The organism is Mesorhizobium sp. C416B, assembly GCF_030323165.1.
In the GTDB taxonomy this organism is placed as follows: Bacteria; Pseudomonadota; Alphaproteobacteria; order Rhizobiales; family Rhizobiaceae; genus Mesorhizobium.
Genome location: NZ_CP100471.1, coordinates 1,918,355 through 1,932,357, shown reverse-complemented (window position 1 = coordinate 1,932,357; position 14,003 = coordinate 1,918,355). Strand labels below are relative to the sequence as shown.

15 protein-coding genes are annotated in these 14,003 nt (G+C 63.8%); 5 read left to right on the top strand and 10 right to left on the bottom strand.

Translation table 11 applies throughout. The features are described from left to right. Nucleotides 1–15: 15 nt before the first annotated feature. Genes NLY43_RS09655 through NLY43_RS09630 form a run of 6 tightly spaced genes read right to left on the bottom strand, consistent with a single transcriptional unit; the run spans nucleotide 16 to nucleotide 4,842 of the window. Entirely contained in the window at nucleotides 16–1,038 is a 1,023-nt protein-coding gene (locus NLY43_RS09655) for a LacI family DNA-binding transcriptional regulator (RefSeq protein WP_023710017.1), read from the bottom strand. Beyond that, a complete protein-coding gene (locus tag NLY43_RS09650) occupies nucleotides 1,032–1,823 on the bottom strand; it encodes a transporter substrate-binding domain-containing protein (protein ID WP_023710016.1) in 792 nt (263 codons plus the stop codon). The genes NLY43_RS09655 and NLY43_RS09650 overlap by 7 nt, the downstream gene beginning before the upstream one ends. 17 nt (nucleotides 1,824–1,840) lie before the next feature. Beyond that, entirely contained in the window at nucleotides 1,841–2,761 is a 921-nt protein-coding gene (locus tag NLY43_RS09645) for an isoaspartyl peptidase/L-asparaginase (RefSeq protein ID WP_023723327.1), read from the bottom strand. A gap of 2 nt (nucleotides 2,762–2,763) precedes the next feature. Beyond that, nucleotides 2,764–3,498 (bottom strand): amino acid ABC transporter ATP-binding protein, encoded by a 735-nt coding sequence (locus NLY43_RS09640; RefSeq protein ID WP_023710015.1) that lies wholly within the window; start codon nucleotides 3,496–3,498, stop codon nucleotides 2,764–2,766. Nucleotide 3,499: 1 nt separating this feature from the next. Next, nucleotides 3,500–4,171: an amino acid ABC transporter permease gene (locus NLY43_RS09635; protein ID WP_023667866.1), complete on the bottom strand. Its 672-nt coding sequence runs from the start codon at nucleotides 4,169–4,171 to the stop codon at nucleotides 3,500–3,502. Next, nucleotides 4,171–4,842, bottom strand: coding sequence for an amino acid ABC transporter permease (locus tag NLY43_RS09630; protein ID WP_023710014.1), 672 nt, complete (start codon nucleotides 4,840–4,842; stop codon nucleotides 4,171–4,173). Before NLY43_RS09630 ends, NLY43_RS09635 begins: the two co-directional genes overlap by 1 nt. Before the next feature lie 178 nt (nucleotides 4,843–5,020). Between NLY43_RS09630 and NLY43_RS09625 the strand changes: the two genes are divergently transcribed. Next, the gene (locus NLY43_RS09625; protein WP_196814892.1) at nucleotides 5,021–5,179 is read left to right on the top strand and encodes a hypothetical protein; all 159 of its coding nucleotides are present in this window, start codon (nucleotides 5,021–5,023) and stop codon (nucleotides 5,177–5,179) included. 10 nt (nucleotides 5,180–5,189) lie between these two features. Here NLY43_RS09625 and NLY43_RS09620 read toward each other — a convergent pair whose 3' ends face one another. The 4 genes from NLY43_RS09620 to NLY43_RS09605 all read right to left on the bottom strand — a co-directional run bounded on the left by NLY43_RS09620 (nucleotide 5,190) and on the right by NLY43_RS09605 (nucleotide 9,833). Next, on the bottom strand, nucleotides 5,190–6,299 hold the full coding sequence (locus NLY43_RS09620) for an alcohol dehydrogenase family protein (RefSeq protein WP_023710012.1): 1,110 nt from the start codon (nucleotides 6,297–6,299) through the stop codon (nucleotides 5,190–5,192). Nucleotides 6,300–6,308: 9 nt separating this feature from the next. Next, a complete protein-coding gene (locus NLY43_RS09615) occupies nucleotides 6,309–7,688 on the bottom strand; it encodes an aspartate aminotransferase family protein (protein WP_023710011.1) in 1,380 nt (459 codons plus the stop codon). A gap of 30 nt (nucleotides 7,689–7,718) precedes the next feature. Next, nucleotides 7,719–9,212 carry an NAD-dependent succinate-semialdehyde dehydrogenase gene (locus tag NLY43_RS09610; RefSeq protein ID WP_023710010.1) on the bottom strand — a complete coding sequence of 498 codons (1,494 nt, stop codon included), beginning with the start codon at nucleotides 9,210–9,212 and terminating at the stop codon, nucleotides 7,719–7,721. A gap of 129 nt (nucleotides 9,213–9,341) precedes the next feature. After that, on the bottom strand, nucleotides 9,342–9,833 hold the full coding sequence (locus NLY43_RS09605; RefSeq protein ID WP_023710009.1) for an Lrp/AsnC family transcriptional regulator: 492 nt from the start codon (nucleotides 9,831–9,833) through the stop codon (nucleotides 9,342–9,344). Nucleotides 9,834–9,916: 83 nt separating this feature from the next. Here NLY43_RS09605 and ehuR point away from each other — a divergent pair, with 83 nt between their 5' ends. From ehuR to ehuC, 4 genes are all read left to right on the top strand, one after another. Continuing rightward, nucleotides 9,917–11,302 (top strand): MocR-like ectoine utilization transcription factor EhuR, encoded by a 1,386-nt coding sequence (gene ehuR / locus NLY43_RS09600; RefSeq protein WP_023667872.1) that lies wholly within the window; start codon nucleotides 9,917–9,919, stop codon nucleotides 11,300–11,302. 124 nt (nucleotides 11,303–11,426) lie between these two features. Continuing rightward, on the top strand, nucleotides 11,427–12,212 hold the full coding sequence (ehuA, locus tag NLY43_RS09595) for an ectoine/hydroxyectoine ABC transporter ATP-binding protein EhuA (protein WP_023667873.1): 786 nt from the start codon (nucleotides 11,427–11,429) through the stop codon (nucleotides 12,210–12,212). A gap of 63 nt (nucleotides 12,213–12,275) precedes the next feature. Beyond that, a complete protein-coding gene (ehuB, locus tag NLY43_RS09590; protein ID WP_023686968.1) occupies nucleotides 12,276–13,127 on the top strand; it encodes an ectoine/hydroxyectoine ABC transporter substrate-binding protein EhuB in 852 nt (283 codons plus the stop codon). A 206-nt stretch (nucleotides 13,128–13,333) separates the two neighbouring features. Beyond that, nucleotides 13,334–13,993, top strand: coding sequence for an ectoine/hydroxyectoine ABC transporter permease subunit EhuC (ehuC, locus tag NLY43_RS09585; RefSeq protein ID WP_023667875.1), 660 nt, complete (start codon nucleotides 13,334–13,336; stop codon nucleotides 13,991–13,993). Nucleotides 13,994–14,003 lie beyond the last annotated feature (10 nt).

The following is a 14,003-nucleotide window of genomic DNA, read 5'->3' as shown; positions in this document are numbered from 1 at the left end:
CAACATCGGCGCTAGTTACGCGGTCAAGCGCGAAATCAGCCGGGTCAATATAACGACAGGCGGCTGGCCGGGCATGAAGACCTGCGGATTGGAGAGGGCGCCAACGATATGACCCACATAGTCTGATTTGTCGTAGCCGATTGACGATATCGGGTAGGCGTCGAAATTGGTCAGGGACACATTGTCGAAGCCATAGAGGCGGAAGCGGCTGGGCCGGTTGTCGGGGAAATCCGCCCGGCAGACATCCAGAACACCCATGGCCATCGCGTCGGACGTACAAAAGACCGCATCTGGACAGCCGCGTCCCGTCAGGCCGGCGGCTGCCGCATAGCCCGACTCGTAGGAATAGTCTCCCTGGACCGTCTGCAGCAGTTCAATTCCATGATGCCGGAACGCTTCGAGGTAGTGGCCGATGCGCAGCTGTTCGACCCGCGAGGACGAACGGCCGGTCAGCAGGCTGGCCGTGCGCGCGCGCTTGGCCGCCGCATCCGCCACGGCCTCGGCGATGCCGACGCCTTCATCGGGAATGACGGTGGGTGACAGATCGTCATGCAGTCCGTTCAGCATGATGACCAGGTCCGAGCGAAACATGCGCCGCACCGTCGCTGCATCGGCAAAGTCGGAGAACACCACGGCGGCATCGACATGATAGGCAACGCCGTTGCGCAGAAAATCCTCGACCCCGTCCGCCGAGCCGATGCGGATGAGGATGACCTGCTTGCCGATCGACTGGATTGCGTCGAGCAGCCGGTCGAACAGGTCGAGATCTGAAAGGTCGTGAATGTGGTTGACCACGACGGCAACCAGATTGACGGTCTTGGTGGTCAGGCTTTGCGCCAGGAGATTGGGTTTGTAGCCGAGCTGGGCGGCGGCCTGCACGACACGCTCGCGTTTGTCCGCCGAGACCGGTCGCGGTCCGCTCGACAGCGCACGGCTGGCCGCGGCGCGCGACACGCCTGCCAGCCGCGCGACGTCGGCGATCGTTGCGACGGCGCCTCGACTGTGCGCCGATCGGTTACCGGTAGTGGGTGTCACCACAGCGGGTTGAGCGCCGGCGGGTTGGAGTCCGGCCCCCACCACTTCTTGTAGGTCGTCTCATAGGTGCCCGACTGGATGAAGTCGGACACGAACATGTCGAGCCACCGGACGAATTCGGGATCGCCCTTGGCGACCGCGATGCCGATCGGATCGTTGGAATAGAGGCCTGGCAGCGTCACCAGGCTCGGTGTCTTGGTCGCGAGGTAATCGAGCAACGAGGAATCCTCGATCGCCGCATCGACGCGCTTCTGTTGCAGCTGCAGAACCCCGTCGGGCGCGAACTGGTCGACATAGACGAGCTCTGCGTCCGGCACGGCCGCCTTGAGGAAGGTTTCGCCCGTGGTGCCGCGGCCGACGACAACCTTCTTGCCGGCGAGCCCCTTGAGGTCGGTTATCCCGGCATCTTTCTGGACGATGACGCGCAGCCCGGCCCGGTTGTAGGGGATGGTGAAGTTGACGGTCTTGGCCCGCTCGAGCGTTGCAGAGGTGTTTGCGACCGCGACATCGATCTGTCCCGACACCAGCATGGAAATACGCGCATCGCCCGAGACGTCGACGAACTCGACCGGCACACCGAGCTTTTGCGCCAGCAGCGTCGCGACATCGACATCGTAGCCGACAGGGTTGTTTTGTGCATCGCGAAAGCCGATCGGCTCGCCGCCGAGCGATACGCCGATGCGAATGGTGCCGCGTGAGCGGATGTCGTCAATCATGCCGGCAAGGGCTGGAAATGCCGAACCGGCCACGATGGCCAGCGCGGCGAAGGCACGCAGTAGGGTCTTCATGGTTCCTCTCCTTATTTTCAAGTGACACGCTTTGCTGCCCGCAATTCGGGTGCGGACATGCAATCCTTCCAGAGCCAGTAGCGGACCTCGCCCTCGCATCTGAAATTTACCACCTCATGGTTCTGCTCGGCGTCGACGGCGTGGATGACCACGCCGGCCAGGAAGCCGGTGTCGAGTTCACCGAGTTCCTCGACCGCCAGCGCGACCGCATCCGACAAGGATCGGCCAAGCTTCATGGCCAGCACGACGGTCCGCGCGGTCGTGCAGCGCATCGTCATCTCGCCGGTATGGGTGCACGCCGCCGCACCATAGCGGCTGTCGGCGTAAAAGCCTGCGCCGGGAATGGGAGAATCGCCGAGCCGGCCCGGATATTTCCAGGCCCAGCCCGAGGTCGAAGTCGCGGCATGGATGCCGCGCCGCGCATCCGCCGACAGGAAGACGGTGGTGTCGCGGACGCGCTCGGGATCGGTTATAGTACGGCTGAGCGGCGCCAGATCGATATCGGGGAATTTCGCCAGCTGTTGCGGTGTGAGTTCCTGTTGCAGCCGCTCCCACCAGACGCGCTTAGAGTCCTCGAACAAGACTTCGTCTTCGGCAAAACCGATTTCGCTGGCAAAGCGCCGCGCCCCTTCGCCGGTCAGCATCACATGCGGCAGGCGCTTCATCACCTGGTGCGCCAGGGCAGCGACCGCCAAGGTCCTTGGCACAGCGCCGACTGAACCGACCTCTCGTGTATTGCCATCCATGACGCCGGCGTCGAACTCCATCTCGCCCAGCATGTTCGGCCAGCCGCCATAGCCGACGCTTCGAACCTTGACCTCTTTCTCCACCATGCCGATGCCGGCAACCATCGCGTCCAGGCTGACGGCGCCATCGCGCAGCATTTGCACCGAGGTCTCGAATCCCGGCCATGCTTCGTTGTTGGCTAACAGCAGCATTCCTAGTCCTTGCGCATCCTGGAGAGAAACTGCGCAACCCGCGGCTGCGCCCGGCCGCCGTCCGCGGCGAAGAAACGATCCGTCGGCAGATCGACCACCAGCCTGCCCTTGTCGAGGAAGACGATGCGGTTGGAAATCTCGCGCGCGAATTCGATCTCGTGGGTGACGAACAGCATCGTCGTGCCTTGCGCGGCGAGCTTTGCCAGGATGGCCAGCACCTCGGAAGTCATTTCCGGGTCGAGCGCGCTGGTGACTTCATCGAGCAGCAGATAGCGCGGCTGCATGGCGAGCGCCCGGCAGATGCCGACACGCTGGCGCTGCCCGCCCGACAACTGCGCCGGGTAGGCGTTGGCCCGATCGGCGAGGCCGACGGACTCGAGCAGCTTGCGCGCCAGCGCCTCGGCCTCAGGGCGCGGCATCTTCAGCACCTCGATCGGGGCGAGCGTAATGTTCTGAAGCGCGCTCATATGCGGATAGAGGTTGAACAGCTGGAAGACGGTGCCTGAGCGCTTGCGCGCCTCGGCCAGCTCCTTCGGCTTGCTGACATCGAAATCGTCGACCGTGATGCGGCCCGACTTCAGCTTTTCGAGGCCGTTGATGCAACGGATCAGTGTCGACTTGCCGGACCCCGACGACCCGAGGATCGAGACCACTTCGCCGGGCGCGATCGTCAGGTCGACGCCGTCCAGCACAGTGACCTCGCCGAACGCTTTGTGCACGTTTTCGATCTTGAGCATGTTAAAGCCCCCGCCAGGCGCTGTGCGCCCGCAGGCGGTTTTCAAGACGCTCGCCAAGCAGGGCGACCAGCTTTGCCGCGCCATAGTAGAGCAGCCCGACGACGGTCCAGACCACGAACGGCTTCAAGGTGCGCATGTTGAGGATGTGGCCGATCTTGGTCAGGTCGACGACGCCGATGACAGAAATCAGCGACGTCACCTGAAGCTGGTTGACCAGCAGCGCGACGAGCGGGCCGACCGCGAAGGCGGCAGCCTGGGGCGAAACGATATGGCGCAGGACCTGCCACCGGGTCAGGCCGAAGACACGCGCGGCCTCGACCTGCTCGCGTTCGATCGACTCGATCGCCGAGACCGCGATGACATAGACGAAGGCCGCGGTGTTCGCCGACAGAGTGATGGTCGCTGCGGTGACCGGCGTCACCCTTATATGCAACAGGGCCGGCAGGCCGAAGAACACCAGGAACAGCTGCACCAACACCGGCGAGTTCTTCAACAGCTCCGACAGGAAGGTGACGACCTGGGCCAGAACCGGCACACGGTAGAACCGCACCAGTGCCCAGCTCAGGCCAATCAGCAGTCCGATCAGAGAGGTGACGAGAAACAGCGCGATGTTGGTGCCGAGACCTTGCGCCAGCAGGATCAGGTCGTAGGAGGTGAAGTCGCTGAACCGCATCAGTCGACCGCCTCCATCATGTCCCGATTGAGATGGCGGTGGAGCAGGGTGACGCCCAGCGAGACCAGATAGGTCAGGGCCGCATAGGCACAGAGCAGCACCACATAGACCTCGAAGGGCCGATAGGTCTGCGAGACGACGATCTGGGCTGAGCCGGTGAGCTCGTTGAGCGTGATGGTCGAGAGGATCGAGGACGTAAGGATCATGTTGATGAGCACGGATCCGAGCGGTCGCACGGAGGTGCGCAGCGCAATCGGCAGCACGATGCGGGTAAAGATCTTGCGCCTGGACAGGCCGCTCACTTCAGCGGCCTCGATGATGCCCTGGTCGATGGCGAGGATGCCGGCGCGAATGATGTCGGAGGCATAGGCGCCGCCGGCAATCGAAAGCGCCACGACGCCGGTGGTGAAGGCATCGATGTAAATGCCGAGCTCGGGCAGGCCGTAATAGAAGAAGAACAGCTGGACGATGAACGGCACATTGCGGAAGAGATCGACATAGACGAAGGCGATCCGTCGAAGCAGTGCCGAGGCGGAGGTGCGTGCGATCGCCACCAACGCGCCCATGAAGACGCTTCCTACCAGCGACAGCGCGCAAGCCGCGGCCGTGAGTTCGGCGCCGCGCGCCAGAAAACCCAGATGCGGGAGCAGAGTGGACAGATCGAAATGCACCGGCGGTCCCCAGTGAAACCGGTTTCACTCTTTTGGCTTTCGCCTCGTCTGTCAAGATGCAGGGTCTGGTTGCCGGCCTGTGGATTGCATTCGTTGCGATGATTCCGGTTCGCCTCATGCGCGCTATGTCTCAAGCGCCGGCAATTCGCCGCCGGCTTTCAACTCGACGACGCCGCCTATGCCAGCCGCGCGTCGCTGCGATGGCGGCTGGGGCGGCGCCCTCGGTTTTGCCGATCCCGGCGCCGGTGTCGGATTCGGCTACGTCACCAACCGCATGCTGGGTTTCGACGACTCCACGCCGCAAGGTGTTGATGATGCCGTTTACGACGAGCTCTGACGTAGGGGCGTTATGTGCGGATATTCGGGTTCCACATGGCGTCCGGCACGATCACCAGCTTGCCGACGAAGTCCTTGGCAATAAAGCCTGCCTGCGCCTTGTGAAAATCGGAGAGCCTGTAGACGCCGCCGACCAGCGGCCGGATTTTCTTCGCTTCGATGTATCCAATGATGCGGCGGAAGTCGGCGCGCGTGCCCTGGCTCGATCCGTGCAGTTGCAGCTGCTTGAGATACATGGTCCTGAGATCGAGCTGCACGACCGGGCCGGCGATGGCGCCGGCGGTGGTGTAGCGGCCTTCAGGTCGCAGGATGCGCAGCAGGTCGTTGAAGATCGCGCCGCCGACGAGATCGGCGACCACATCGATCGGCTGGTCGCCAGTGGCTTCATTCACGGCGGCGGGAAGATCGGCAACCCCACGGGTAATGACCGCTTCGGCGCCGATGTCGCGCACCGCCTGCTCCTTGCCCTTGCCGACGACCGCATAGGGAATGGCGCCGCGCGCCCGCGCCAGCTGCACGATGCCGGAACCGACGCCGCCCGAGGCGCCGGTGACCAGCACGCGTTCGCCGGCTTTCAGCCCGGCGCGCTCCAGCATCTGTTCGCCGGTGAGGTAGGCGCAGCAGAAGGTGGCGAGTTCGACGTCGCTCATGTCAGTATCGACGAAATGCGCATTCTCGCCCGGCACCGTCTGGTACTCGGCGTACCCGCCGTCGCGACCGTGGCCCATATAGTCAATGTCGGCGAGGGAATCGTCGTCGCGGTTGTAGATCGAAAAATCGACCATTACCCGTTCGCCGATACGGCCCGGGGAAACGCCTTCGCCGACGGCAGCGATGGTGCCGACCGTGTCGGTGCCCTGGATGCGCGGGAAGGTAAGCGTGTTGCCTTGCCGCCGCCACGTCGACACGGCGGCAGCGTCCTCCTCCGTGCCATAGGCGCCCTGGCGTACCCAGACATCGGTGTTGTTCATACCGCAAGCGCTGACCTTAACCAGCACCTCGCCGGCGGCAGGCACAGGCACTTTCACATCGCTGCGATAGACGAGCTTTTCCGGTCCGCCATGCCCGGTGAGCAGCACGGCGGCCATGGTGGCGGGGAGGGTCTTGGTCATGGCATTCATGGGTCGATCTCAGAGATTGGAAAACACGCTGTTGACGGCATCGGCGGTTTTCGAAACGACGATGTCGGCTTCCTCACGCGTCAGGCAGAGCGGCGGCGCGAAGCCTAGTATGTCGCCCTGCGGCATGGCGCGGCCGATGACGCCGCTGGCGGCAAGTGCTGTCGCCACTTGCGGCCCGATCTTGAGCGAGGCGTCGAAGAACACCCGGTCGTCCTTGTCGGCGACAAATTCGACCGCCGCCAGCATGCCATCGCCGCGCACGTCGCCGACGTGTCTGTGCCCGCCGACAGCCTTGGTCAGTTCGGCGCGGAAATAAGCGCCGGTCTCACCGGCGTTCGTCACCAGGTCCAGTTCGTCGATCAGTTCGAGATTGGCGACACCTGCGGCGACGCAGATCGGATGCGCGGCATAGGTCCAGCCATGGCCAAGCGAACCGAGCTTGTCGGAGCCCTGCACCAGCACCTGCCACATCTTGTCGGCAACGATGACGCCCGACAGCGGCGCGTAGGCCGAGGTCAGCCCCTTGGCGATGGTGATGAGGTCTGGCTTGATGCCGTAATGGTCGGAGCCGAACATGGTGCCCAGACGGCCGAAGCCCGTCACCACCTCGTCGGCGACCAGCAGCACGTCATACTTCTTCAGCACCGCCTGGATCTGCTCCCAGTAGCCGGCCGGCGGCGGCACGATGCCGCCAGTACCGAGGATCGGCTCGCCGATGAAGGCGGCGACGGTTTCGGGACCTTCGGCCAGGATCATCTCTTCCAGTCTGTCGGCGCAATGCTGCGAGAACTGCTCCTCGCTCATCGAGCGGTCGGCGCGGCGGAAATAGTAGGGCGCTTCGGTGTGCAGGACCGGCGCGCGCGGCAGGTCGAAGGCGTTGTGGAACAGGTCGAGCCCGGTCAGTGATCCCGTCATCACGCCCGAACCGTGATAGCCGCGCCAGCGCGAGATGATCTTCTTCTTCTCCGGCCGCCCAAGCACGTTGTTGTAGTACCAGATCAGCTTGATGTTGGTCTCGTTGGCATCCGAACCCGAGAGGCCGAAATAGACCCTCGACATGCCCTTCGGCGCGCGGTCGATGATCATCTTGGCCAGTGTGATCGAAGCCTCGGTGCCGTGGCCGACATAGGCGTGATAGTAGGCGAGGTTCTTCGCCTGGGTGGCGATGGCGTCAGCGATCTTCTGGCGGCCATAGCCGACATTGACGCAATAGAGCCCGGCAAAGGCATCGATACTCTTCTTGCCATTGTTGTCCCAGACGGTGACGCCTTCACCGCCGGCCATGATACGCGTGGGCGATTCTCCGCGTGCGTGTGTGCCCATATGGGTCGAGGGATGGAAGAAATGGTCGCGATCCCAAGCGTTGAGTTCGTTGGATTGGTCGAGCATTTTTGACTCCTTGAGAAATCCGGGTGAGGCCTAAGCCACATCTAAACAGAGATATTTGAGATCGGTGAAAGCTTCGAGCCCGTGGCGCGAGCCTTCGCGCCCGATGCCGGACTGCTTGACGCCTCCGAAGGGGATCGGCGCGCCGGTGATCTTGACGCGGTTGATGGCGACCATGCCGTAGTCGAGCGCGCGGCCCAGGCGCTGCTGGCGGGCGCCGTTCTCGGTAACGACATAGGCGACGAGGCCGTATTCGGTGGCGTTGGCGCGGGCGGTCACTTCGTCCTCACTGTCGAACGGCGTGACGGCGGCGACCGGCCCGAAAGTCTCCTCGCGCATGATCAGCGCCTCATCAGTGACATCGACCAGCAACGTCGGCTGGTAGAACAGCGGCCCGGCCTGATGTCGCTTGCCGCCGGTGAGACAGCGCGCGCCACGAGCGATGGCATCGGCGACCTGCTCTTCGACCTTTGCGACGGCACGCTCATGCATCAGCGGCCCGATGTCGATCTTGTCGGTAAGGCCGTTGCCGGTGCGCAGCGCCTCGATACGCCTGGCAAAAGCGGCGCAGAAGCGATCGTAGATGGGGCGCTGGACGTAGATGCGGTTGGCGGCGAGGCAGTCCTGGCCGGAGGTGGCGAATTTGGCATCGATGGCGATGCTCACCGCCTTGTCCAGATCGGTATCGGCAAAGACGATCAGCGGCGCGTGGCCCCCAAGCTCCATCACCAGCCGCTTCATCGTCGGCGTGCTTTGTGCCGCGATCAACCGGCCGATCTCCGTCGAGCCGGTAAAGCTCATGGCGCGGACGCGTGGGTCTTCGCACATGCGGCCGACGATGGTTGCAGCCTTTCCGGTGATGACGTTGAAGACACCGGCGGGGATGCCGGCGCGCTCGCCAAGTTCCGCCAGCGCCAGCGCCGACAGCGGCGTCTCGGATGAAGGATGCGTGACGATGGTGCAGCCGGGGGCAAGGGCGGCCGCCGCCTTGCGGGTCAGCATCGCCGCCGGAAAATTCCAGGGCGTGACGACGCCGACGACACCGAGCGGCTCGCGTCGCACCATCATTTCCGCGTTGGGCAGATGGCTGGTGACGCTCTCGGCGTTGAGGCGCTTTGCCTCTTCGGCATACCACTCGACGAAGGAGGCGGCGTAGTCGATTTCGCCGAGCGATTCCTGCAGCGGCTTGCCCTGTTCCAAAGTCATCAGCAGAGCGAGGTCGTCTTTCGCAGCGATAATCAGCTCGAACCATTTTCGCAGAATTCTGGACCGCTCCTGCGGCAGCAGTGACCGCCAAGCCGGGAAGGCACGCGCGGCGGCACCGATTGCCCTTGTCGTTTGCTGCGCATCGAGCGCGGCGACAAACGCGACCGTCGCGCCTGTGGCCGGATCGGTGACTTCAAAGCTTTCGGCCGCTTCGCTCGCGGTCCAATGCCCATCGACATAGGCAAGCTCGCGCAGCAGCCGGCGGTCGGAGAGGCGGTCGAGCGCCTCATGGCGATGCGAGCGGGCAAAATGCGCGGACATGGTCGAGGCCTCCCGGTTCGGACGATGCGGGAAGACTATCCGTCACATGCAGACAGAGAGACTGTTTCGACGCCCTGAAGGAGAGAGACTCTCTCTATTGTGCCGTCCCGACAGACATTCTCTCCGGGCTTATGCCGACGCCGGCAGCAGATCGGCTATCGGCAGCACGATTTCGTCCTTCACCGTCTTGGTGACGATGTAGGTGAAGTAGCGGTCGATGCCGATCTCGCGCTCCAGCAGGTCGTCGACCAGCCGCTGATAGGCGTCGATGTCGCGCGTCATCACCTTGACCACATAGTCGACGCCGCCGCCCACCGACCAGCAGGCGACGATTTCGGGGATGTCGCGGATGACGCGTTCGAAGCGGTCGAAATCGGCCTGGCGATGGCTGGCCAGCGTCACCTCCATCAACACGGTGGCGACCGGCGCCACCACGCGCATGGCGATCCTGGCGTGGTAGCCCGAGACGATGCCTGCCTTCTCCAGCTTGCGCAGCCGCATCCAGCACGGCGTCGGCGACAGCCCGACCTGTTCGGCCAGCGCCAGCTTGGTGATGCGCCCGTCGCGCTGGATGGCGTCGAGTATCCTGAGGTCGACCGCGTCGAGTTTCGCTGATGTCATCGGCGTCCGCTTTTTTGTCGGCATCACCATGACGGCGCATTATTTCGATTGTCAATTGCACTGATTTCGATCTCTAATAAGTCATGACATTATGGCAACCCGACCCCACGCTCCTCCGCCGGCCAGCCTATCAATCGCTGGCCGACCAGTTCGCGCGCGCCATTCATGACGGGCGGCTGGCCAACGGCGCGCGGCTTCCAACGCATCGAAGGCTGGCAGACGATCTGAAACTGTCGGTGCAGACGGTCAGCCGCGCCTACGAAGAACTGATCCGGCGCGGCCTGATTTCGGGCGAGATCGGCCGTGGCAGCTTTGTCCAGACGCAGCGCCGCGACCCGGAGCCGCCCTATCTGCCGGAGCGCCTCGGCGAGGTCATCGATCTGTCAATCCTGAAGCCGGTCTGCGAGCCGATGCATTTGGAGCGACTGAAGCAGGCGCTGGGCTGGCTGGCCGAAAACCTGCCATCCAGTTCTGCGTTGTCGTTCCGGCCCAACATGGTGTTCCCGCGTCACCGCGCGGTGGCTGTCGAATGGCTGAAACTGTGTGGGCTCGACACCTCCGCACAGAATATCAGCCTGACCAATGGCGCGACCGCCGGGATGACCGTGGCGCTGATGAGCGTTGCGCCGCCGGGATCGACTGTCGCCACCGAGGCTATCGGCCACCACACGCTGGTGCCGCTGGCGCGCTATCTCGGCTTCAACCTCGAAGGGCTGCCGATCGACGGCAATGGCTTGATCCCCGAGGCGCTGGACGAGGCCTGCCGGCTCACCGACATTCGCGCGGTATTCGTGCAGCCCTCGGTGATCAACCCGACGGCGACGCTGATGGACGCCAGACGGCGCGAAGAGATCGCCGCGGTCGCGCGCAAGCACGACATCGCCATCATCGAGAACGATGTGCTGGGTCCCTTGGTGGAGGACCGGCCGCCGCCTGTCGCGGCCTTTGCACCGGAGCGCACGCTCTACGTCACGTCCTTCACCAAGATCACCGTACCTGGCCTGCGCATCGGCTATCTCGCAGCGCCGGATCGCTACGTCGCGGCGGTGGCCAACCGGCATCTAGTGTCGAACTGGATGGCGACGCCGCTGGTGGCCGAGATCGCCACCAAATGGGTGACCGACGGCACCGCGATGGAACTCGTCCGCTGGCAGCGCACGGCCTTACGCCGCCGCCAGGATATCGCCGCCGAGGTGCTGGCCGGGGTCGACTACCGCGCCAGGCGCGACGGGCTGCATGTCTGGCTGCAGCTGCCACCCGACCGCGCCGAGGAGAGTTTTGTCGCCCAAGCCCGTTTGCAAGGCGTGGCAATAGCGCCCGGCACCTCTTTTCGCATTTCGGATACGCCTTGGCACCCGGCGGTGCGCATCTCGCTAGGCTCGACCACCGAGGGGGAACTGCGCGCCGGCTTAGGCGTTGTCACCAAGCTGCTGCTTGGCGATCCGGAGCATCTGCTGCTCGCTATCTGAGCGGAAATTGCCCTGAAATCATGCAGCGCCGGAAATATTGTCATGATTTTATTTTCCCAATTGACATGATTTGGCGCGTTCCCCATCGTTAAGGGCACAGGCTTCTCCAGCAGGGGAAATTCATTTGTCCACACCCATCATCAAGGTCGACGCCATTTCGAAGAGCTTCGGCTCGTTCAAGGTGCTGGACGGCCTGTCGATGCAGGTCATGCCCGGCGAGAAGCTGGCGCTGATCGGCCCGTCCGGCTCGGGCAAGACGACGATCCTGCGCATCCTGATGACGCTGGAGAAGATCGACGGCGGCCATATCCAGATCGATGGCGAGCAGCTCTACCACATGGAGCGCAACGGCCAGCTGCTGCCCGCCGACGAGCGGCACCTGACCAAGATGCGGCAGAAGATCGGCATGGTCTTCCAGCTGTTCAATCTGTTTCCGCACAAATGTGTCATGGATAACGTCACGCTGGCGCCGATGCTGACCAAGGGCACGCCTCGCGCCGCCGCTGAAAAGCGGGCCATGGAACTGCTCGACATGGTCGGCATGGCCGACAAGGCGAAGTCGATGCCGGCGCAGCTGTCCGGCGGCCAGAAGCAGCGCGTGGCGATTGCCCGTGCGCTGGCATTGTCGCCGAAGATCATGCTGTTCGACGAGGTGACGTCGGCCCTCGATCCGGAGCTGGTCGAGGAGGTGATGAATGTCATGCGCAAGCTCGCCGCAGAGACCGACATGACCATGCTGCTGGTCACCCACGAGATGGGCTTTGCCCACGACTTCGCCGACCGCGTGCTGTTCTTCGACCGCGGCAAGATCGTCGAAGAGGGCAAACCAGACGAGATTTTCCGCCATCCAAAGCAGGAGCGCACGCAAGGCTTCCTGAAGAAGATCATCGCGGCCGGACATCGTGTCTGACCGCTTTGCGGGGCGGAAGACCGCCCCAGACAAAACCAAGAAGACAACAAGGAGTTGGGAACAATGAAGAAACTTGGCATTCTGGCCGGCGTCGCCGGTCTCGCACTGACGGCGGTGCTCGCCGCGTCGAGCACCGGTTCGGCCGATGACGGCAAGCTCGAGCAATTGAAGGCACAGGGCTTTGCCCGCGTCGCCATCGCCAACGAGCCGCCCTATACTGCGGTCGCTGCCGACGGCAAGGTTTCGGGTGCGGCGCCCGACGTGGCGCGCGAGGTCTTCAAGCGCCTCGGTGTTGCCGACATCGTCGCTTCGATCTCCGAATATGGCGCGATGATTCCCGGCCTGCAGGCCGGCCGCTTCGACGTCGTCACCGCCGGCCTGTTCATGAAGCCGGAGCGTTGCGCGGCGGTCGTCTATTCCGAGCCGGTGCTGTGCGACGCCGAGGCGATGCTGGTGAAGAAGGGCAATCCGAAGGGCTTCAAGAGCTACGAGGACGTCGCCAAGGACACGTCGGCCACCATCGGCGCGCCGGGCGGCGGCACCGAGGAGAAGCTGGCGCTCAACGCCGGCGTGCCGCGCGAGCGCGTCATCGTCGTGCCGGACGGCCAGAGCGGCCTGAAGATGCTGCAGGACGGTCGCATCGATGCCTATTCGCTTCCCGTCCTGTCGATCAACGACCTCGTCAAGAAAGCCAACGATCCGAACCTCGAAGTCATCGCCCCGGTGGTCGGCGCGCCGGTCTATTGCGACGGCGCCGCCTTCAAGAAAGGCGATGAGGCCCTGCGCGATGCCTTCGATGTCGAGCTCGCCAAGCTGAAGAAATCCGGCGAGTTCGCCAAGATCATCGAGCCCTACGGCTTCTCGGCCGCAGCCGCGATGTCGACCACGCGGGACAAGCTCTGCGCGGCGAAATAGCGCCGTTTTTGCCTTCTCCCTGTTCACGGGGAGGAGGTGGCCCGAAGGGCCGGATGAGGGGCGGCGCCAGGTTCTGAGAATTTAGCGCTGCCCCTCATCTGCCTGCCCGTCCTCCGCAGCAGCTGCGCTGCAGCTTCGGAGGGTGGACTGGCATCTTCTCTCCGTGAACGGGGAGAAGGAAGCTAACCGCCAACGTTGGAACCCGAATGACCCAGTGGTCCGGCTACCTCGGCCTGATATTGCAGGGAGCGCTTGTCACCATCGAGCTGACGCTGATGGGGTCGGTGCTCGCCCTGATCATGGCCTTCCTCGCCGGCATGGGCCGCGTGTCGCGCTTCTTTGCGCTGCGCTGGCTGGCCACCGCCTATATAGAATTCTTCCGCGGCACCTCGATCTTCGTGCAGCTGTTCTTTGCCTATTTCGTGTTGCCGTTGATCGGCCTCGAACTGACCCCGCTGCAGGCGGGTGTGCTGGCGCTGGGCCTCAATGTCGGCGCCTATGCGGCCGAGGTGGTACGCGGCGCCATCCAGTCGGTCGGCCGCGAACAATATGAAGCCTGCATCGCGCTCAACCTCGGCCGCTGGCAAGGTATGCGCCATGTCATCCTGCCGCAGGCGCTACTGGTCATGCTGCCGACCTTCGGCAACAATGCCATCGAACTGCTCAAGGCGACCTCCGTGGTGTCGCTGATCTCGCTCGCCGATCTCACCTTTCAGGCGCAGGTCGTGCGCTCGCAGACCGGCAACACGCTGGCGCCGTTCACCACCATCCTGATCATCTATTTCGCCCTGGCGCTGATCATCTCCTGGGGCGTGCGTTCTCTGGAACGCCGCATGGCGCGCGGCCTCGACGGGGTGCGCGTCTGATGGCCAATGC